Genomic DNA, 19,425 nt, shown 5'->3' with positions numbered 1-19,425 from the left:
ACCCCTCCTTCACGTCGCGCGGGTTACAGGAATCCGATCGATATCCAGGGGAAGACCGCGACGACGATCAATCCCAGCATCAGCGCCAGCAGATAACCCCAGATCGGCCTGATGCCCTCGGCTGGATCGACCCTTCCGATGGCGCAGGCGGCATAATAGCCGACTCCGAATGGCGGGGCGAATAGGCCGATACCCATCGCCAGAATGATGATCATGGCGTAGTGCACCTCGTGCACGCCGACGAGGCGCGCGATCGGAAACAGCAGCGGCCCGAACAGCACGATCGCGGGGATGCCTTCCAGCACGCTGCCGAGCACCGTGAAAGCCAGGATGGACACGGCGATGAAGGTCGCGGCTCCGCCCGGCAATCCGGTCATGGCGGATGCCAGCGAGCGCGAGAAGCCCGACTGCGTCAGGCCCCAGGCCATGCCGGTGGCCGTGCCGATGATCAGCAGGATCGCACCCGACAGCGCTGCGGTCTCGACCAGCATTGGAAACAGCCGCCGCCAGTCGAAGCGGCGGTAGACGAGAAGACCGACCAGCGCACCATAGACGATGCCGATCGTCGAGACTTCGGTAGCGGTCGCGATGCCCTCGACCACGGCGTAGCGGATCACGAACGGCAGCGCGAGCGCGGGCAGGGCGATGACGAAGGTCTTGCCGATTTCGGCCGCGGTCGCGCGGCGGACATGGCTCATGTCCTCGCCACGATAGCGCCACCACACCAGCGTGCAGAGGGTGATCGCGAGCACGACGCCGGGCAGGAGTCCGCCAGTGAAAAGCGCCGCGATCGAGACGCCGGTGACCGATCCGATCGTGATCAGCACGAGGCTCGGCGGAATGGTCTCGGTCTGGGCACCGGTGGCCGCAAGCAGCGCGACGAGATCTCCGGGCCGGGCGCCGCGCTGCTTCATCTCGGGGAACAACACGGGCGCGACCGCGGCCATGTCGGCGGCCTTGGCGCCTGATATGCCGGAGACCAGATACATCGCGCCGACCAGCACGTAATGCAGGCCGCCACGGACATGGCCAAGCAGGCTCGCCAGGAACGACACCATGGCCCGCGCCATGCCGGTCATCTCGATCAGCAATCCCAGGAACACGAATAGCGGCACCGAGAGCAGGATGAGATGGCTCATGCCCTCGTCCATCCGCCCGACCAGCACCACGACCGGCGTGCGGGTGGTCAGCGCCAGATAGCCGAAGATTGCGAGGCCAAAGCCGAATGCAATGGGAACGCCGGCAAAGACGCAGAAGCCGGCGACGCCGACGAAGAAGATGACGAGGTTGAGATTGCCAAGCGGCCGCAACGAGGGCTCTGCCAGCCAGAACAGGCCGATCACGACGGCAACGGACAGCATGGCGGCCGCGACCATCCGGTAGTCCGCCGCGCGCAGCAGCCGCAGCAGGGCGAACACCGCCATCAGGCAGATGCCGGCCGGCAGCGCGGCGGCGCGCCAGATGTTCGAGATCTGAAGTGCCGGCGTGGTGATGTAGCTTTCCTCGTACGCATAGTCCCAGGACGGCCACACGATCAGCGCGAGGAACGCCAGCGCCGCGCAGATCGCGAACAGATCGAGATAGGCGCGCACCGCCGGGCCTGCGCTTCCGACGAGCGCGGTCATGCGCATGTGCTCTGAACGGCGGAACGCCACCGCTGCGCCCAGCATGGCCAGCCACAGGAACAGGATCGAGGCGAGCTCGTCCGACCAGATCAGCGGCCGGTGCAAGCCGTAGCGCGCGACGACGCCCGCAAACAGGATCCCGATTTCGGCGACCACCAGGATCGCCGCCGGGATTTCAACGGCAAAGCCGAGGACGCGCTCGAGCGACGCAATCAGCGAAGGTCGGCGAGGGGACTCAACAGTCGCCTCGCCCGCCACTCCGTTCGCCTCGACTTCGATATGAGCCATGACGGCCCCAATGCGTTACGACAGCTTGCCGACGGCCTTTTCCAGCAGGTCCCAGGCCTGCTCGCCGTATTTGCCCTTCCACTCCGCATAGAAGCCTGCAGCCCTCAGCTTGTCGCGGAACGGCGCGATGCTGGGCTGGTTGAACGCCAGGCCCTTGGTTGCGAGCTCCTGCTGGAGACCGGCGTTCAGCTTGGCGGTATCCTCACGCTCTTTGACCGCGGCGGCATTGATGTTCCTGGCGACGATCGCGCGCACGTCCTCCGGCAGCTTTTCCCAGGCGCGGCGATTGGCCAGGAACCAGAAGCCGTCCCACATGTGGTTGGTCAGCGAGCAGAACTTCTGCACCTCGTAGAGCTTCGCGGTCGAGATGATGGCCAGCGGGTTTTCCTGCCCCTCGACGATCTTGGTCTGGAGCGCGGAATAGACTTCGGCGAAATTGATCGAGGCGGGCGCGGCCTCGAACGCCTTGAACATCGAGGTCCACAGCGGCGACACCGGCACGCGGATCTTGAAGCCCTTGAAATCGTCCGGACCGGTGATCGGCTTGGTCGACGACGTGGTTTGCCGGAATCCGTTGTCCCAGATCCTGTCCATCACCTCGAGGCCGGCCTTCCGGATCTCGCCACGGACATGGGCGCCGAGATCGCCGTCCATGGCCTTCCAGACGGTGTCGTAGTCCGGAAACGCGAAGCCGATGCCGTTGATGGAGGCCGCCGGCACCAGGGTCGACAGGATCAGGCCCGACAGCGTGAAGAACTCGACGCCGCCGGAGCGGATCTGGCTCAGCATGTCGGTGTCGGACCCAAGCTGGTTGTTCGGGAAGATCTGGAGGTCGAACTTGCCGTTGGTCTCGCTCTTGATGGCCGCGGCCATCTCCTTGGCGCGCACGTTGAGCGGATGGCTGTCCGGCAGGTTGTTGGCGTATTTGTACGAGAACTCGGCAGCCTGGGCACGGGCCACATGGGGCGCGCTGAAGCCACCAAAGACGGCGGTCGCGGCGGAGGCCTTGAGAAGCGTGCGGCGGGAGAAACTCATGGGTCTGCTTCCTCGAAAGTTTGTTCTTGTTGTGAGATGCAAACCTATACGGACCGACGGCTCGAAGGTCATCTGCGATCTCGCGAAGCTCGCTTATTGCAGCCGGACAAGGTCGCGGCAATATCGGCTTTCGGAGGCCTCGATCCGATCCAAATCTGAAAAACAACCCCATGCACAGTAGCCGTCAAGGGCTGGGGCGTCCGGCGAGCCCGGAGCTGGATATGGCGCTTGAGCGAAAGCGCCATGGCAGCAATTCCAGCTAAATAATTGATCGAATTGAATATAAATATATTCCATAATATACCTTATGCGAATTACGGATGTAAGCGCAATATAGAGATGACACCCCTCCGCAAAGTTGAGATGGCACTCCGCGGTTGGAATGCAGTTGCGGGGGACGGCAATCGTGGTGGTGTCTATGAGCGACAAGGAGTTTTCGCGGCTCAATATTTTGATGGAGGTACAAGCCGGGCGATTGCGGGTGTCAGAAGCCGCCACGGTGCTTCAGTTGCAACGGCGACAGGTGTTCCGGCTGCTCCGTTCGCTCCGCGAGCATGGAGCGGCAAGCTTGGCCTCCAAGCGTCGTGGCAAGCCCAGCAACAACCGGATGCCGGCGCAGGTGCGCGAGCTGACGATGTCGCTGGTGAAGGCGCGTTATGCGGATTTCGGCCCGACGCTGGCGGCAGAGAAGCTCAAAGAGAACCACGCCTGCCTGGTGTCGCGGGAGACGCTGCGCAAGTGGATGTTGGCGGACGGGCTATGGATTGATCGGAAGCGCCGCCTGCCCTCGGTGCATCAGCCGCGCAACCGGCGTGAACGGACTGGTGAGCTGATCCAGATCGACGGTTCGAAGCATTACTGGTTCGAAGGACGTGGCCCGGAGTGCTCGCTGCTGGCCTATATCGACGATGCGACCAGCCAGATTCTGCATGCGGCGTTCGTACCTTCGGAATCGACGCTGGATTATCTGCGCGAGACCAGGGTCTATGTGGAGCGTTATGGCCGCCCGGTTGCGTTTTACTCGGACAAGCACTCGATCTTCCGGGTCAACCATCGCGAGGCGGCCGGTGGCAACGGGATGACGCAATTCGGCCGCGCTCTGAGCGAACTCAACATCGATATCATCTGTGCCAACTCCCCTCAGGCCAAAGGTCGGGTGGAGCGCTCATTCGGAACGCTGCAGGATCGTCTGGTGAAGGAGATGCGGCTTGCCGGGATCTCGACGATCGCGGCCGGCAACGCGTTCCTGCCGGCGTTTATGGCGAGCTACAATGCTCGCTTTGGCAAGACTGCGAAGTCGGACCAGGATGCCCATCGCCCCGGTGAGGACCTGGCGCCGCTGAGCGACGTCTTTGCCTGGAAGGAAGAGCGCACGCTGACGAACAATCTGACGATTCAGTACGACAAGATCCTGTTCATGCTCGAGAACAACGAGGTCACGCGGCGGCTTGCCCGCCAGCGCGTCACGATCATCGACTATCCGGATGGCCATCTGGCGATCCGGCACAACGGGCGGGATTTGCCCTACCGAACGTTCGACAAGCTGCAGAAGGTCAATCAGGCGGCGATCGTCGAGAACAAGCGGCTGGGCGAGGTCTTGGCCTACATTGCCGAGCAGCAGAAGCAGCTGGACATGTCGCGCTCAGCCAAGGCGCCACGCCGTCGAGGCCAGGCCGAGCGGCACATGTTCAAGCCAACCTGACCTTCCAGGGCGTACCATCCGGTCGCGCGGCCGCTGCGCAACCCCGGCCAGCTCCGCGTCCGCGCGCCCTCCTCACCGATTTCCTGGTGACATTTCTAACGAGCGCAGGCGCGTCTTCAGGCCAAAAATAACGTCCATGCGCCCCGGTTGCTGTCAGTTCGGGTGACATTTCTACTTTGCACGCCGGGTGTCATTTCTGCCTTGCCCCGACAACGGATGTGTCCATGTGGATTTTGAAGCAACCAGATCCGTGGCTCCAAATACCCCGCTCCGCGGGTTTCATTGGCGCTCGCGTCAACGCATGTCGGTGATGTGGCGACGGCCGGTTCTGGATCGGCCATTCGGTAGAAGCGGTCGACTGGAGAACGCCGCATCCGGTCTCCTTCCGGGCTCCCTCAGGAGACGCTGCGGCGCGGGCTGGCCGGCGGCGTGAGGTCGATCAGCGGTGACGCAGCCGCCGGTTGACCCGGCGCGCCAGATAATCGCCGGCACTCTGCACGAGTTGCACCAGTGCGATCAGCACGACGACCACCGCCAGCATCATCTCAGGCATGAAGCGCTGATAGCCGTAACGGATGCCGAGATCGCCTAAGCCCCCGCCTCCAACGGCGCCGACCATGGCGGAATAGCCGAGCAGGCTGACGACCGCGAGCGTCAGCGCCAGCAGCAGGCCGGGCAGCGCCTCGGGGATCAGCACCTTGAACACGATCTGGACCGGCGAGGCCCCAAACGAGGATGCGGTCTCGATCAGGCCGCCGTCGACCTCGCGGATCGCACCTTCGACGAGACGCGCGATGAAAGGTGCGGAGGCGATGGTCAATGGCACGATGGCGGCCGTCGACCCGATCGACGTGCCGGCGACCATTCGGGTGAACGGAATGATGGCGACGACCAGGATGATGAAGGGCGTCGAACGCGTCGCATTGACGACGATGCCCAGCACGCGATTGACGGTGGGCGCCGCGAACAGCTCGCCCTTCCGGCTGGTGGCGAGGAACACGCCGAGCGGCAGGCCGAACGCGGTGCCGATCAGCGCCGCGATGCCGACCATGTACAGGCTTTCGAAGGTGGCCTGGATGATCAGTTTGATGAGTTCAGGCGACATAGCCGAGACGCTCCGCCGAGATCTGAAATTGTGAGAGCCATGCCAGCGTGCGCGCCGCGGCGCCCTCGCCGCCGGGAATGCCGAGCACCAGCGAGCCGACATGCTGGCCGCCGATCTCGTCGATGCGGGCCGACAGCAGCGAGACGTCGAGGCCGAGCTCGCGGGCAAGCCGCGCGATCAGCGTGGCGCCGGCCCCTGCTCCGCGCACCTGGACGCGGATCACGGCGTGGCCGCCGGGCTCCTGCACGATGCGACCGGCCAGCGAGACCGGAAGGCTGTCGCCTGTGACCTCGGCCAGGAAAGACTGCGTGATCGGATGCTTGGGATGGGTGAAGATGTCGGCGACGTGGCCGCGCTCGACGACGTGACCGGCATCGAGCACGACGACTTCCTTGGCGAGCTGACGCACCACGGACATTTCGTGGGTGATCAGCACGATGGTCACGCCGAGCTCGCGGTTGATATTCGCAAGCAGGTCAAGGATCGCACGCGTGGTCTGCGGATCGAGCGCGGAGGTCGCCTCGTCCGAGAGCAGCACATCCGGCCGCGTCGCCAGCGCGCGGGCGATGCCGACACGCTGCTTCTGGCCGCCGGAGAGTTCTGACGGGTACCGATCGTGCTTGTCTGCGATGCCGACCAGCGCAAGCAGCTCGCTCACGCGGGCGCGGATGTCGGCCTTGGACCAGCCGGCGATCTCCAGCGGCAGCGCGATGTTGTCGGCGGCAGTGCGCGACGACAGCAGGTTGAAATGCTGGAAGATCATCCCGATCGAGCGCTGCGCCAGCCGCAAGTCGCGCCCCGTTAGCGCCGAGATGTCTCTGGCGTCGACGACGACGCGGCCGGCGGTCGGCTTCTCAAGCCCGTTGATGAGGCGGACCAGGCTCGACTTGCCGGCGCCGGAGCGGCCGATCACGCCGGTGATGGAGCCTCGCGCGATGGCGAAATCGATGCCTCGCAGCGCAACGACACCGGGCTTGCCGCGATAAGCCGGATAGGTTTTCGAGATGTTCTCGAAACGGACCATGGCATCCGGCTTGGCCGCGGCGTCCAGGATTTCGATCGGGTCTCCGACCACCAGCGATGGCTGCGCATTCATGGAAGCGGCTTTCATGCACGATGTTTAGCTCGCCCGCCCGACAGGCGCACAAGGTCAAGGTCGTTCCAAACGGCAGAAGGTGGAACAATGGCAGGCGCCGGCGACGCTGCGCTGCAACATATCGCCTTTTCCGGCCGTCTGCGCAATTTCAGATATTTGCGAGGCGTTGGGCGAAGTTTTCCCAATCCGCCTCACGGGAAGAAAATTCCTTTGCCACGGGGCAGTCTCCGGGCTGGTTGACCCATTGACCGAGCCGTTGCCGCGCGCCGGCGATTCAATAGCCGCGCCTCTCCTGCTCAAGGCGGTAAGGAATCCGTTGGCTACCTTCCTCTGAACTTAGCCTTGCGCCGAGTCAGGAACGCTTCGACGCCCTCCCTGTGGTCTTCGCTGAGGCTCGCCAGCGCGAACTGATCGACGTCCATGTGACTGGCGAGATCGTCCAGCGCATGCGCGAGCCGGTTGACCGTCAGCTTGGTCATGGCGACCGCGAGCGGCGGCTGGGCGGCGACCTTGCGGGCCAGTTCCATGGCGGCATCGAAGGCATGGCCGGGATCGACCACCTGCTCGACCAGGCCCCATTGATAGGCGTCGTCCGCCGAGATGCGCTCATCGGCCAGGACCACGGCCTGCTTGGTGCGGGCCGGCCCGATCAGATGCAGCATGCGCGGGATGCTCTGCCAACTCATGTTCATGCCGAGCCCGATCTCGGGCACGCGCAGATGCGCATCGCGGCCCATGACGCGGAAGTCGAGCGCGACCGCCAACGCCACGCCGCCGCCGATGCAAAAGCCTTCGATCGCGGCGATGGTGATCTGCTCCATCTCGTGCCAGGCGTGTGTCAGGCGCGGGCCCAGCCTGAGATGCCGCCTCAGCGTGCCAATATCCATCTCCTTGCGCGAGCGCCCTTCGGGGTCCTTCAAATCGAAGCCGGCGCTGAACGCGCCCGAATTCCCGGTCAGCACAACGACCGACGTCGCCGCATCATCCTCGAAGCTACGTGCCGCCGCGGTGAGCTGGCGCAGCGCCTCCGGCGACAATGCGTTGATGCCGTCGTGACGATCGAACCGCACTACGGCAATCCGCCCCTCGGGACCGAGGCCTTTCTCGATCTTGACGAACTCTTTCACGGGCGCCTCCGAAGCCGATTTTTGCTCCATCGTAGCGCACATCAGGCGTCAGGAACATGGGACCAGCTGCGCCGCAACGAATGCTCGACAGGACAGGATCGTTGCGCTTAATCTTTCGCCGCCATGAGCCAAGATCACGACCACCATCACCACGACCATGATCATTCGGAACTGTCGGAAACCGAGTTGCGCGTGCGCGCGCTCGAAACGATCTTGACCGAAAAAGGCTACGTCGAGCCAGCCGCGCTCGACGCCATCATCCAGGCCTATGAAACCAAGATCGGCCCGCATAACGGCGCCCGCGTCGTCGCAAAAGCCTGGATTGATGCCGATTTCAAGAAGGCGCTGCTGGAGGACGGCAGCAAGGCGATCGGCACGCTCGGCCATGTCAGCCGCGTCGGCGATCATCTCGTCGTGGTCGAGAACACACCGCAGCGTCACAACATGGTCGTGTGCACGCTGTGCTCCTGTTACCCCTGGGAAATGCTGGGCCTGCCGCCGGTCTGGTACAAGGCGTCGCCCTATCGTTCGCGCGCGGTGAAGGATCCACGCGGCGTGCTCGCCGAATTCGACGTCACACTGCCGAAGGACACGGAAATCCGGGTATGGGATTCCACCGCCGAGACGCGCTTCCTGGTGCTGCCGATGCGGCCCGCGGGCACCGAAGGCTGGAGCGAGGAGCAGCTTGCCGAACTCGTCACCCGCGATTCGATGATCGGAACCGGCTTTCCCAGGACGCCCGGAGCGCCGTCTTGAACGGCGTGCACGACATGGGCGGCATGGACGGGTTCGGCAAGGTCGAGCCCGAGCCGAACGAGCCGATGTTTCATGAGGCGTGGGAGGCCCGCGTGCTGGCGATGGTGCGCGCGATGGGCGCAGCCGGCGCGTTCAACATCGACACCTCGCGTTTCTATCGCGAGACGCTGCCGCCGCATGTCTATCTCTCGAGCTCCTACTACAAGAAGTGGTTCCTCGGCCTCGAGGAGCTGCTGATCGAGAAGGGCTACCTCACCCGCGAGGAAGTCGCCGCCGGCCGCGCGATGCAGCCCGGCAAAGCGCTCAAGCACGGCAAGTTCGATCTCGCCAATGTCGAGCGCGTCATGGTGCGCGGCAAATTCGCCCGCCCTGCGCCTGCCCCTGCCAAGTTCAACATCGGCGACCGTGTCCGCGCGAAAAACATTCATCCGACCACGCATACGCGGCTGCCGCGCTATGTGCGCGGGCATGTCGGCGTGGTCGAGCTGAACCATGGTTGCCATGTATTTCCCGATACGGCCGCGATGGAGCGCGGCGAGGATCCGCAATGGCTCTACACGGTCGTATTCGAGGGCCGCGATCTCTGGGGTGCCGGCGCTGATCCGACCCTGAAGGTCTCGATCGACGCGTTCGAGCCCTATCTGGACCCGGCATGACGAGCAGCATTGCTGCGGCTGCCGCAACGGCGGCCATCCCGAGCATTCCGCGCGACGACGACGGCCCGGTGTTCCGCGCCCCCTGGGAAGCGCAGGCCTTTGCAATGGCCTTGAGCCTGCACGAGCGCGGCGTCTTCACCTGGCCGGAATGGGCCGCGGCGCTGGCCGACGAGATCAAGCGCGCGAAAGCCGCCGGCGATCCTGACACGGGCGAAACCTATTATCTGCACTGGCTTGCCACGCTGGAGGGCCTCGTCGCTCGCAAGGGCGTCGCGTCGATGGACACGCTGCATCGCTATCGCGATGCCTGGGATCATGCCGCCGATCGCACCCCGCATGGCAAGCCGATTGAGCTTCGGCCGGAGGATTTTGGGTAGCGCGTGCTGCTTCCTCCCTTGCGAGGAGCCCGCGACAAAATTGCGAAGCAATTTTGCGCTGGTGCGACGAAGCAATCCAGACTGCCCCTGCGGAAGGACTCTGGATTGCTTCGCTTCGCTCGCAACGACGGCGGAGAGAGGCCGGATTTTTTCCTCTGTCGTCGCACGGCTTGACCGGGCGACCCAGTACGCCGCGGCCTTTCGGCTCAAGGACGGGCTCTGGAATACTGGATCACCCGCTTGCGCGGGTGACGACACCGAGTTTGCCTCACCGCCTCCCGACAAACTCCCGCCAGCCCTTCGCCCGCAGGCTGCACGCCGGGCACTCGCCGCACCCATAGCCCCAGTCATGCTGCGCGCCGCGTTCGCCGAGATAGCAGGTGTGCGATTGCTTGCGGATCAGGTCGACCAGTGCATCGCCGCCAAGGTCATGCGCCAGCTTCCAGGTCGCGGCCTTGTCGATCCACATCAGCGGCGTATGCAGCTCGAAGGACCTCGCCATGCCGAGCGAGAGCGCTGATTGCATCGCGCGGATGGTGTCGTCGCGACAATCGGGATAGCCGGAATAATCGGTTTCGCACATGCCGCCGACGATGTGGGTGATGCCGCGCCGATACGCCAGCGCCGCAGCGAAGGTCAGGAACACCAAGTTGCGGCCGGGCACAAAAGTGTTCGGCAGACCGTCAGCACCCATCGCGATCGCGACATCGCGCGTCAGCGCCGTCTCGGACACGGCCGAGAGCGTCGGGATCGACAGCGTATGGCTCTCGCCGAGCTTTGCGGCCCAATCGGCGCGCAAGCCCTTGATGCCCTCGAACAGCCGGTCGCGGCAGTCGAGCTCGACGGCATGGCGCTGGCCATACTCGAACCCCAGCGTCTCCACCCGGGCGAAGCGGCTCAGCGCCCAGGCAAGGCAGGTGGTGGAATCCTGGCCGCCGGAGAACAGCACCAGCGCGGTTTGTGAAGCAAATGCGTCGCTCATGGCCCGCGCTTTAGCACTGCTGAACGTATCAGCCAATCGGTGGAAATCGGCCCGTTCCCGAGGGTGCCGCTGGGAACGGAGGCCCGCTTTTGGCATAAGGTTTTGGATCCAGGAGACTGCCCCGCAATGACCCCTTCCCGCGATATTTCCCGCCTGATCGAGATCATGGCGGCGCTGCGCACGCCGGTGACCGGCTGCCCCTGGGACCTCGAGCAGGATTTTTCGACGATCGCGCCCTACACGATCGAGGAAGCCTATGAGGTGGTCGACGCCATCGACCGCGGCGATCTCGACGATCTCCGCGAGGAGCTCGGCGACCTCCTGCTGCAGGTCGTGTTCCATGCCCAGATGGCCTCGGAGCAGAACGCTTTCGCGTTCGGCGACGTCGTCGAGGCCATCACCCGAAAAATGATCCGGCGCCATCCGCACGTCTTCGCTGACAAGGACGGCAATCTCGCCTCCTCCCACGTCAAGGAAGTCTGGGATCGCATCAAGGCCGAAGAGAAGGCCGAACGCGCCGCACGCCGCCCGCCGGAGCCAACGCCACCGCAAAAATCGCTACTCTCGGGCGTAAAAGCCGGACAGCCCGCGCTGACGCGCGCCATGGAGCTGCAGCGCAAGGCCTCCACCGTCGGCTTCGACTGGAACGATCCGCGCGCGGTGCTGCAAAAGATTCGCGAGGAAGCCGACGAGATCGAGGCCGCACTCGATCGCAACGACAAGGACGAGATCGCGGAAGAGACCGGCGACCTGATGTTCGCGCTCGTCAACCTCGCCCGTCATGTCGATGCCGATCCGGAGGCCGCGTTGCGGGCGACGAATGCGAAATTCGAACGGCGCTTTGCCTATATCGAGCGCGCGCTGGAAGCGCAGGGGCGCACGTTGGAACAGGCGACGCTGGCGGAGATGGACACGCTGTGGAATGCGGCGAAGGGGAAGGACAAGCTTTTACAAGAGGAAGGCAATCAAGGCCGTCCTTAACTGCGCTGTCCGTTGAGAAAGAAGTTGCGCAACTCACGCGGCAGGGCCGCGCCGTCTAGGTCGCAAGATGCGGCACCGCGTCGAACCTGTTCACCACGATATCCCGCTTGGTCTCGTCCACCCGCACGGTCATATCAAAACGGCCGTCGTGCAGCTCCTTCACCAGCACCTCGGAATTGCGGTGCAGCCAGGAGATGCCGGCGCCGTCGGCGGCGTCGATCGAGAGATCGAGCGTGGTGCGTTTGGCGGCGAGGCGTTCCTCGATCGCGGCGAGCAGCGCATCGATCCCCTCGCCTGACACGGCGGAGACCAGCATCGCCGGATGATCCTCGGGCCGGCGCGCGGCGATATTCAGAAGCTCTTCGCGCTTGTCAGGCTCGTAGCGGTCGATCTTGTTCCAGACCTCGATGATGCGACCGCTGTCATCTGGATTGATACCGAGCTGGCGCAGCACCGCGTCGACGTCGCTCTGCTGGGCCTCGGCGTCTTCATGCGAGATGTCGCGGACGTGCAGGATGACGTCGGCCTCAAGCACTTCCTCCAGCGTGGCGCGGAAGGCGGCGACGAGCTGGGTCGGCAAATTGGAGATGAAGCCGACGGTGTCAGACAGCATCGCCTTGCCGCCATGCGGCAGGGTCAGCGCGCGCAGCGTCGGATCGAGCGTGGCGAACAGCATATCGGCGGCCTGCACGTCGGCGCGGGTCAGGCGGTTGAACAGCGTCGACTTGCCGGCATTGGTGTAGCCGACCAGCGCGACGACGCGATACGGCACGCGCTGGCGGCCGGCGCGGTGCAGCCGGCGCGTCGCCTGCACCTTCTTCAGCTCGCCCTCCAGCTTGGTGATGCGCTCCTGGATCAGGCGGCGGTCGGCTTCGATCTGCGTCTCGCCGGGACCGCCCATGAAACCGAAACCGCCGCGCTGGCGCTCGAGATGGGTCCACGACCGCACCAGGCGCGAGCGCTGGTAATTCAGATGCGCGAGCTCGACCTGGAGCGAGCCTTCCTTCGTCTTGGCGCGGCGGCCGAAGATTTCCAGGATCAAGCCGGTGCGGTCGAGCACCTTGGCATGCAATTCCTTCTCGAGATTGCGTTGCTGGATCGGCGCAAGCGCGCAATCCATCACGACGAGCTCGACGTCGAGGCTCTTGGCGAGCGCGGCGATCTCCTCGACCTTGCCCTTTCCGATATAGGTCGCCGGCCGGATCTGGCTGATCGGTGCGATGATGGCATCGGCGATGACCAGGTCGATCGCGCGCGCGAGACCCGCGGCTTCATCGAGCCTGGCCTCGGCGTCGCGCTGAACATGACTCTCCGATTGCGCGTCGGCACTTCCCGCGCGCGCGCGCAAATAGGGGCCGATGACAAGCACCCGCCCCGTCTGCTTAGCCCCTGCCGGCCGCGAACGGTCGGCATCCCCGTCGAAACTCCGGGGGTCCAATCAGATCACTCTCAAGCCGGCTGATCCTCGCCGCCTTCGAACAGCTGGATCGGAGCGCCCGGCATGATGGTCGAGATCGCGTGCTTGTAGACGAGCTGCGAATGACCGTCGCGCCGAAGCAGCAAACAGAAATTGTCGAACCAGGTCACGATGCCCTGGAGCTTCACTCCGTTGACCAGAAAGATCGTCAGTGGCGTCTTGGTTTTGCGAACGTGATTAAGGAAGGTGTCCTGAAGGTTTTGTGCGCGGTCTGCCGCCATTGTTTTTTTCTCGCTTTGAGTTTCTTTTTATTGCGCCGGTCGCGGCCCCGTTTTCAAAATCGGGCCTTCGTCCGGTTGCCGTTCCTCATGAGATCCCCCTCGGAGGAACCGCCAATCGATTAGAGGACAGGACGGCTTATTAGGCAAGCCGCTTCACGCGGCAGGCGACGTCCGTCTTCTCCGAAAAACTACGGAAATAGTTGTTTTTCCTCTGGTATCCCCAAGGTCTGGGCGCGACGTCGGGCATTAGCCGACGCCGAGCGCCTTCAATTTTCGGTGCAGCGCCGAACGTTCCATGCCAACAAACTCGGCCGTACGAGAAATATTTCCTGAGAAACGGCTGATCTGTGCAATCAAATAGTCGCGCTCGAAGACTTCGCGCGCCTCGCGCAGCGGCAGTCCCATGATGTGCTCGCCATTGTTGCTGGTCGGCATCGCCGGGACCATCGAGCCGACATCCTGCGGCAGCATATCGGCGGTGATGATCACCTCCGGACCGCCGGCGGCTAGAATCATGACTCTCTCAACATTGTTGCGGAGCTGACGCACATTGCCGGGCCAGACGTGCGATTGCAGCACCGCCATCGCGTCCTGCCCGATCTGCCGCCTGGGCAAACCGCTGCCGGCCGAGATCTGCTCCATGAAGTAGTCGATCAGTTCGGGGATATCCTCGCGCCGCTCCGAGAGTGCAGGCACGCGAATCGGCACCACCGAGAGCCGGTGATAGAGGTCCTCGCGGAAACGACCGGCCGCGATCTCCTCTTCGAGATTGCGCGCGGTGGACGAGATGATGCGCACGTCGACCTGCACCTTGGCGGTGCCGCCGACGCGCTGGAACGACTGCTCGACCAGCACGCGCAGAATCTTGTTCTGGGTTTCGCGCGGCATGTCCGCGATCTCGTCGATGAACAGCGTGCCGCCATGGGCCTCTTCGAGCGCGCCGGGCTTGCGCGGATGTTCGCCGTTGGACTGCTCGATGCCGAACAGTTCATGCTCCATCCGCTCCGGCGTGATCGCTGCTGCGTTGATGACGACGAAGGGACCGTCGGCGCGGCCCGAAGCCATATGCAGCGTGCGTGCGGTCAATTCCTTGCCGGCGCCGGCGGGGCCGACGATCAGGATGCGGCTGTTGGCCTTCGCCGCGCGCTCGATGGTCTGGCGCAGCTGGTTCATGCTGGGCGAGCGGCCGACGAGCGAGCTGGCGCTCGGCGCGAGCTGCTTCAGCTCCTTGACCTCGCGCTTGAGCCGCGAGTTCTCCAGCGCGCGGTTGGCGACCAGGATCAGGCGATCGGCCTTGAACGGCTTCTCGATGAAATCATAGGCCCCGCGCTTGATCGCGGCGACCGCGGTTTCGATGTTGCCGTGGCCGGAGATCATGACGACCGGAAGGTCGGCGTTGTCCTTCTTGACCTGCTCCAGCAGCTGCAAGCCGTCGAGCTTGGAGCCCTGCAGCCAGATGTCGAGGAACACCAGATGCGGCCGGCGGTTGGCGATCTCGGCGAGTGCCGAGTCGCTGTCGCGCGCGGTCCTTGTGACGAAACCCTCGTCTTCGAGAATACCCGCGACGAGATCCCGAATATCGGCCTCATCATCGACAATCAGAATTTCACTTGCCATGGGTCGCGCCTGCCTTTTCAGCTGCCTGTCGAGGCTTCGATTTTCGTTGAATCATCATTGGTCTTTTCAGCCGGCTCTCTGGTTTCAGGCGCCGGCACTTTTGTTTCCTGCGTCGGGGCGGAATCCGCAGCGGTTTGCCGGGGATCCGCCGCGGCCGCGTCCTTGGCTGCCGGCGCCTGCTCGGCGGCTCCCTGGGCCTTCTTGGCCTCGCCGGAGATCGCAAACCGCATCCGCATCCACGCGCCACGCTGGCCCTGGCGGAAGTCGGAGGCATCCTTCAGCTCGATGCGGCCGCCATGGTCTTCCAGCACGCGACCGACGATCGCAAGGCCAAGGCCGGTGCCCTTGGCGCGTGTCGTCACATAGGGCTCCAGCAGCCGCGAGCGCGCGACCTTGGGCAGGCCGATGCCGTTGTCGACGACGTCGATCAGCACGTCCTCGCCTTCCCGCGACACCACGACGTCGATGCGGCCCTTTCCGCCGTCCTTGCCGAGCTCCTCCGGCGGGACCTGCTCGATCGCCTCGGTGGCGTTCTTGACGATGTTGGTCACCGCCTGCGAGATCAGCCGGCGGTCGAACTGGGCGCGCAGCGGATCATCCTTGAACTCGGCGTCGATATCGAGCTCGGGATGGGCGACCTTCATCAGGAACACCGCCTGCCGCACGGTGTCGGCGACGTCCTCGCCTTCCATCACGGGTTTCGGCATCCGCGCGAAGCGCGAGAATTCGTCGACCATCCGCCTGATATCGTCGACCTGGCGCACGATGGTGTCGGTGCATTGCTCGAAGATCTGCTTGTCCTTGGTCTCGGTGATGTCCTTGCCGAACTTGCGGCGAATGCGTTCGGCCGAGAGCTGGATCGGCGTCAGCGGGTTCTTGATCTCGTGGGCGATGCGCCGCGCGACGTCGCCCCAGGCCGAGGTACGCTGCGCCGAGACGAGTTCGGTGATGTCGTCGAGCGTGATGATGTAGCTGTCGTGCGGCTGGTTCTTCTCGGCGCTGACACGGACCGACAGATTGCGTTCCTGTCCGTCGCGCGTGATCGTGATCTGGCCCTGGACCAGGCGCTGGGTCCCTTCCCGCGCCGTCTGCATCATCTCCTCGAGTTCGGGCAACACGTCGGAGAGCGGATGGCCGAGTGTCTCCGCCTCGGAGTGCCCGATCAGCTTCTCGGCGGAGCGGTTGAGGATGCCCACGCTGCCCGAGGTGTCGACGCCGATGATGCCGGCGCTTGCTGAGGACAGCACGGCCTCGATGAAGCGGCGGCGGCTGTCGATGAGATCGCTGGCGTTGACGAGCTCGTCGCGCTGGCTGCGCAACTCCTGCGTCATCTTGTTGAAGGTCTCGCCGAGCTGGGCGAGATCGCCTTCCGACTGATGCACCGGCACCTTCACGTGGAGATCGCCGGTCGAGACGGTGTGGGCCGCGTTCATCAGCCGCCGGATCGGCGAGACCAGCGAGTTGGCGAAGTTCAGACCGATCAACACGGAGGCCATCAGGATGGTCAGCGCGATCACCGCGAACATCAGCGCGAACGCGACCTGGATCCCGAGCCGGCGCGATTCGATCTGGGCATATTCGGCGACGCTGAGCTCGGTCTGCTTCAGCTGGGCGACGACGTTCGGATCGAGCGGACGCGCGACATAGAGGAAGGTGTCGCTGAAAGCGCGCAGGCGGATCACCGCGGCGACGTAACTCGCATCCGGGAGGACCGCGATCTCCGGCTCATTCTCGTTGACGTTACTGAGGAAATCAGGCGCCGGCGGCGAATAGGCCAGCCGCATGCCGGTGTCGGCGGATTCGAGGATGTTGGTGTCCTTGTCGATGATCATCGCGCCCGGCAAATTGCGCGAAGCGGCGCTCGACGTCAGCAATTCACGGAACGAGCGGCGATCCTGGTCGTAGAGCGGCCTGGCATGGGCGATATCGTTGGCCATGCCGATAATGTCGCCGCGGATCAACTGGGCGTGGTCCTGCATATAGGCCCGCGCGATCGTCAGCGAGTTCTGGATGACTTCCTTGGTGGGACCCGAGAACAGCCGGTCGAGGCCGCGCTCGATCGTGACGTTGGCCACGACGGCGACCAGCACCGCGGGCAGCACGGCGACGATCGAGAACAGGCTGACGATCTGGACATGGAGGCGTGCCGCCGCTCGTCCGCGCCGGCGGGCCAGGATCAGCTGCCAGAGCTCGCGGACGATGATCCCGACCAGCAGCAGGATCGTGCCCGCATTGATGAGATAGAATGAGCGAACCACTTCCGGCGTCGGCTCGATGCTCGTCAGGCCGGTCAGGACCATGAACGTCAGGAACGCCGACAACAGCGCCAGTGCGACCGCAAACGGCGCCAGCCAGCGCCGCACCGACCAGCGCCGGGGCTCTTCCGCTGGGGCCGAGTCAAAGGATGCGGCTGAGGTATCTGCGCTGGTCATTCCGGCAATGGGTGCTGAAAACGGGGTCCGCGTGGCGGATACTGATGTATTCCTACCACATTGTTGCCGAATTGCGACAAATCCGCGGCGTGTTTCCCGCAATGGACGGGCGCATCCACAGGGATGGGCTTCTTGCGAGTTTACCCCGGAACGGAATCAGCGCCCTCGGGCTTGACCCGGCATGGATCGCATTTTTTTGGGCATTATGGTATCGGCCGTGCTGCTGCTGATTGTGGCCTCCGACCTGTTGGTCAACGGCCCCAGCAGGCAGGAGCAGACGGCGGAATTCGCCAACATTCAGCCGGTCATGGCCCGCCTGATCAGATAGGTGCGGCGCCAGGCCCGGCGGTCCACGGCAAAATTGCGATATTCCCGCGGAACATTTCAGCCCTGTCAGGACTTCTGCTCACCGCGCCAGCCACAAGGGCCAGCGCGATCCGGACAGGCTCAGCTCCGCTCTGGTAGGGGGAGCTGAGCCATTCGTCCGTTCTGAGAGCCTTACCCCCCGCTCCTGTACACCTGGATATCGAGATCGCGGATCTTCTTCCGCAGCGTGTTGCGGTTGAGGCCGAGCAGATCGGCCGCGCGGATCTGGTTGCCGCGGGTGGCGGCCAGCGCGGCCGTCAGCAGCGGCACCTCGATCTCCTTGAGGATGCGGTGATAGAGGCCCGGCGGCGGCACGCCATTCGGGAATCCCTGGAAGTGCGACGAGAGATAGGCTTCCACCGCGCCGCCGAGATTGTCGACGCCCTGCTGGACCGCGGCCCCGGGGCTGACCGTGGGCGGCGCCAGCTCGCCGTCGATGACGGAGCCGGTGATCACGTCCTGCGGATAGAGGGCCGCGAGACGACGGGCGAGATTTTCCAGCTCGCGCACGTTGCCGGGCCAGCGGTGCTGCTTCATCCGCTCGAGCGCCAGCGCGTCGAGCTTCTTCGGCGGCAAGCCGTCCTTCTCCGCGAGCGCGAAGAAGTGCCGCACGAGATCCGGCAAGTCCTCGATGCGCTCGCGCAGGGGAGGCAGTCGCAGCGGCACGACGTTGAGGCGGAAGAACAGGTCTTCCCGGAAAAGGCCCTGCTGGATCAGCACGCGCAGGTCCTTGTTGGAGGCCGCGACGATGCGCACGTCGGTCTTGATCGGGGTGCGGCCGCCGACCGTGGTGTATTCGCCCTGCTGCAGCACGCGCAGCAGACGGGTCTGCGCCTCCATCGGCATGTCGCCGATTTCGTCGAGGAAAAGCGTCCCGCCCTCGGCCTGCTCGAACCGGCCGGACGCGCGCGTGTTGGCGCCGGTGAAGGCGCCGCGCTCATGGCCGAACAATTCGGACTCGATCAGGTCGCGCGGGATCGCCGCCATGTTGACCGCGACGAACGGCCCGTTGCGGCGCTTGCCGTAATCATGCAGCGCGCGCGCCACCAGTTCCTTACCGGTGCCGGACTCGCCCGTGATCATCACGGTGAGGTCGGTCTGCATCAGGCGTGCGAGCACGCGGTAGATTTCCTGCATCGCGGGCGAGCGGCCGACCAGCGGGATCGCCTCCATCTCGCCGTCCTCGTCGGCCGTTGCGACCCGCTCCTTGGGCTCCGCCAGCGCGCGGCCGACGATCGCGATCAGCTCCTTCAGGTCGAAGGGCTTCGGCAGGTATTCATAGGCGCCGCGCTCGGAGGCGCGGATCGCCGTCATGAAGGTGTTTTGCGCACTCATGACGATGACGGGCAAGTTCGGCCGCATCTTCTTGATCCGCGGCAACAGGTCGAAGGCGTTTTCGTCCGGCATCACCACGTCGGTGATGACGAGATCGCCCTCCCCCTGGCTGACCCAGCGCCACAGCGTCGCGGCGTTGCCGGTCAGCCTGACCTCGTACCCGGCCCGGGAAAGTGCCTGGTTGAGAACCGTGCGGATGGCGGTGTCGTCATCAGCTACGAGAATGCTACCTGCGGGCATCGTTAAT

At 64.4% G+C, this 19,425-nt stretch carries 17 protein-coding genes; 6 read left to right on the top strand and 11 right to left on the bottom strand.

The genetic code is table 11. The features are described 5' to 3' along the window. Positions 1-23: 23 nt before the first annotated feature. Both ACVW16_RS35675 and ACVW16_RS35670 read right to left on the bottom strand, forming a co-directional pair. Entirely contained in the window at positions 24-1,913 is a 1,890-nt protein-coding gene (locus ACVW16_RS35675; RefSeq protein ID WP_456735121.1) for a TRAP transporter large permease, read from the bottom strand. A gap of 15 nt (positions 1,914-1,928) precedes the next feature. Next, positions 1,929-2,948 carry a TRAP transporter substrate-binding protein gene (locus ACVW16_RS35670; protein WP_456735120.1) on the bottom strand — a complete coding sequence of 340 codons (1,020 nt, stop codon included), beginning with the start codon at positions 2,946-2,948 and terminating at the stop codon, positions 1,929-1,931. A 418-nt stretch (positions 2,949-3,366) separates the two neighbouring features. Here ACVW16_RS35670 and ACVW16_RS35665 point away from each other — a divergent pair, with 418 nt between their 5' ends. Beyond that, positions 3,367-4,650 carry an ISNCY family transposase gene (locus ACVW16_RS35665; RefSeq protein WP_456703560.1) on the top strand — a complete coding sequence of 428 codons (1,284 nt, stop codon included), beginning with the start codon at positions 3,367-3,369 and terminating at the stop codon, positions 4,648-4,650. Positions 4,651-5,089: 439 nt separating this feature from the next. Here ACVW16_RS35665 and ACVW16_RS35660 read toward each other — a convergent pair whose 3' ends face one another. The 3 genes from ACVW16_RS35660 to ACVW16_RS35650 all read right to left on the bottom strand — a co-directional run bounded on the left by ACVW16_RS35660 (position 5,090) and on the right by ACVW16_RS35650 (position 7,978). After that, on the bottom strand, positions 5,090-5,755 hold the full coding sequence (locus ACVW16_RS35660) for a methionine ABC transporter permease (RefSeq protein ID WP_456735119.1): 666 nt from the start codon (positions 5,753-5,755) through the stop codon (positions 5,090-5,092). Next, a complete protein-coding gene (locus ACVW16_RS35655) occupies positions 5,745-6,866 on the bottom strand; it encodes a methionine ABC transporter ATP-binding protein (RefSeq protein WP_456703558.1) in 1,122 nt (373 codons plus the stop codon). The genes ACVW16_RS35660 and ACVW16_RS35655 overlap by 11 nt, the downstream gene beginning before the upstream one ends. Positions 6,867-7,171: 305 nt before the next feature. Continuing rightward, positions 7,172-7,978 (bottom strand): enoyl-CoA hydratase/isomerase family protein, encoded by an 807-nt coding sequence (locus ACVW16_RS35650; RefSeq protein ID WP_456735118.1) that lies wholly within the window; start codon positions 7,976-7,978, stop codon positions 7,172-7,174. Positions 7,979-8,101: 123 nt separating this feature from the next. Between ACVW16_RS35650 and nthA the strand changes: the two genes are divergently transcribed. From nthA to ACVW16_RS35635, 3 genes are read left to right on the top strand one after another with little or no spacing between them, the layout of a single operon-like run. Continuing rightward, the gene (gene nthA, locus ACVW16_RS35645) at positions 8,102-8,734 is read left to right on the top strand and encodes a nitrile hydratase subunit alpha (RefSeq protein WP_456705282.1); all 633 of its coding nucleotides are present in this window, start codon (positions 8,102-8,104) and stop codon (positions 8,732-8,734) included. Continuing rightward, positions 8,731-9,390 carry a nitrile hydratase subunit beta gene (gene nthB, locus ACVW16_RS35640; RefSeq protein WP_456735117.1) on the top strand — a complete coding sequence of 220 codons (660 nt, stop codon included), beginning with the start codon at positions 8,731-8,733 and terminating at the stop codon, positions 9,388-9,390. Before nthA ends, nthB begins: the two co-directional genes overlap by 4 nt. Continuing rightward, on the top strand, positions 9,387-9,767 hold the full coding sequence (locus ACVW16_RS35635; RefSeq protein WP_456735116.1) for a nitrile hydratase accessory protein: 381 nt from the start codon (positions 9,387-9,389) through the stop codon (positions 9,765-9,767). Before nthB ends, ACVW16_RS35635 begins: the two co-directional genes overlap by 4 nt. 268 nt (positions 9,768-10,035) lie before the next feature. On the opposite strand, the gene queC is transcribed toward ACVW16_RS35635, so the two are convergent. Continuing rightward, positions 10,036-10,749 carry a 7-cyano-7-deazaguanine synthase QueC gene (queC, locus tag ACVW16_RS35630; RefSeq protein WP_456735115.1) on the bottom strand — a complete coding sequence of 238 codons (714 nt, stop codon included), beginning with the start codon at positions 10,747-10,749 and terminating at the stop codon, positions 10,036-10,038. Between the two features lie 126 nt (positions 10,750-10,875). Here queC and mazG point away from each other — a divergent pair, with 126 nt between their 5' ends. Next, positions 10,876-11,730 (top strand): nucleoside triphosphate pyrophosphohydrolase, encoded by an 855-nt coding sequence (gene mazG / locus ACVW16_RS35625; protein ID WP_456735114.1) that lies wholly within the window; start codon positions 10,876-10,878, stop codon positions 11,728-11,730. Between the two features lie 55 nt (positions 11,731-11,785). Here mazG and hflX read toward each other — a convergent pair whose 3' ends face one another. From hflX to ACVW16_RS35605, 4 genes are all read right to left on the bottom strand, one after another. After that, a complete protein-coding gene (hflX, locus tag ACVW16_RS35620; protein ID WP_456703552.1) occupies positions 11,786-13,168 on the bottom strand; it encodes a GTPase HflX in 1,383 nt (460 codons plus the stop codon). 11 nt (positions 13,169-13,179) lie between these two features. Continuing rightward, positions 13,180-13,428, bottom strand: coding sequence for an RNA chaperone Hfq (hfq, locus tag ACVW16_RS35615; protein ID WP_007591126.1), 249 nt, complete (start codon positions 13,426-13,428; stop codon positions 13,180-13,182). 246 nt (positions 13,429-13,674) lie between these two features. Beyond that, complete coding sequence (gene ntrX, locus ACVW16_RS35610; protein WP_456703551.1) at positions 13,675-15,045, bottom strand: nitrogen assimilation response regulator NtrX; 1,371 nt, start codon at positions 15,043-15,045, stop codon at positions 13,675-13,677. Positions 15,046-15,062: 17 nt separating this feature from the next. After that, positions 15,063-17,477: an ATP-binding protein gene (locus ACVW16_RS35605; protein WP_456735113.1), complete on the bottom strand. Its 2,415-nt coding sequence runs from the start codon at positions 17,475-17,477 to the stop codon at positions 15,063-15,065. Positions 17,478-17,658: 181 nt separating this feature from the next. Here ACVW16_RS35605 and ACVW16_RS35600 point away from each other — a divergent pair, with 181 nt between their 5' ends. After that, on the top strand, positions 17,659-17,805 hold the full coding sequence (locus tag ACVW16_RS35600; RefSeq protein WP_456703549.1) for a hypothetical protein: 147 nt from the start codon (positions 17,659-17,661) through the stop codon (positions 17,803-17,805). A 170-nt stretch (positions 17,806-17,975) separates the two neighbouring features. Here ACVW16_RS35600 and ntrC read toward each other — a convergent pair whose 3' ends face one another. Beyond that, a complete protein-coding gene (gene ntrC / locus ACVW16_RS35595; protein ID WP_456735112.1) occupies positions 17,976-19,418 on the bottom strand; it encodes a nitrogen regulation protein NR(I) in 1,443 nt (480 codons plus the stop codon). Positions 19,419-19,425: the final 7 nt, after the last annotated feature.

The sequence above is a fragment of the Bradyrhizobium sp. USDA 4474 genome, from assembly GCF_054057515.1.
Note: the sequence above shows the minus strand (reverse complement) of the source record. Positions and strands in the feature narration are given on the sequence as shown.

Bases quoted from the DNA above. Each gene is read 5' to 3' on its own strand.
- ACVW16_RS35675 (WP_456735121.1), bottom strand. From the start codon at position 1,913: ATGGCTCATATCGAAGTCGAGGCGAACGGAGTGGCGGGCGAGGCGACT.
- ACVW16_RS35670 (WP_456735120.1), bottom strand. From the start codon at position 2,948: ATGAGTTTCTCCCGCCGCACGCTTCTCAAGGCCTCCGCCGCGACCGCC.
- ACVW16_RS35665 (WP_456703560.1), top strand. From the start codon at position 3,367: ATGAGCGACAAGGAGTTTTCGCGGCTCAATATTTTGATGGAGGTACAA.
- ACVW16_RS35660 (WP_456735119.1), bottom strand. From the start codon at position 5,755: ATGTCGCCTGAACTCATCAAACTGATCATCCAGGCCACCTTCGAAAGC.
- ACVW16_RS35655 (WP_456703558.1), bottom strand. From the start codon at position 6,866: ATGAAAGCCGCTTCCATGAATGCGCAGCCATCGCTGGTGGTCGGAGAC.
- nthA (WP_456705282.1), top strand. From the start codon at position 8,102: ATGAGCCAAGATCACGACCACCATCACCACGACCATGATCATTCGGAA.
- ACVW16_RS35635 (WP_456735116.1), top strand. From the start codon at position 9,387: ATGACGAGCAGCATTGCTGCGGCTGCCGCAACGGCGGCCATCCCGAGC.
- queC (WP_456735115.1), bottom strand. From the start codon at position 10,749: ATGAGCGACGCATTTGCTTCACAAACCGCGCTGGTGCTGTTCTCCGGC.
- mazG (WP_456735114.1), top strand. From the start codon at position 10,876: ATGACCCCTTCCCGCGATATTTCCCGCCTGATCGAGATCATGGCGGCG.
- hfq (WP_007591126.1), bottom strand. From the start codon at position 13,428: ATGGCGGCAGACCGCGCACAAAACCTTCAGGACACCTTCCTTAATCAC.
- ntrX (WP_456703551.1), bottom strand. From the start codon at position 15,045: ATGGCAAGTGAAATTCTGATTGTCGATGATGAGGCCGATATTCGGGAT.
- ACVW16_RS35605 (WP_456735113.1), bottom strand. From the start codon at position 17,477: ATGACCAGCGCAGATACCTCAGCCGCATCCTTTGACTCGGCCCCAGCG.
- ACVW16_RS35600 (WP_456703549.1), top strand. From the start codon at position 17,659: ATGGATCGCATTTTTTTGGGCATTATGGTATCGGCCGTGCTGCTGCTG.
- ntrC (WP_456735112.1), bottom strand. From the start codon at position 19,418: ATGCCCGCAGGTAGCATTCTCGTAGCTGATGACGACACCGCCATCCGC.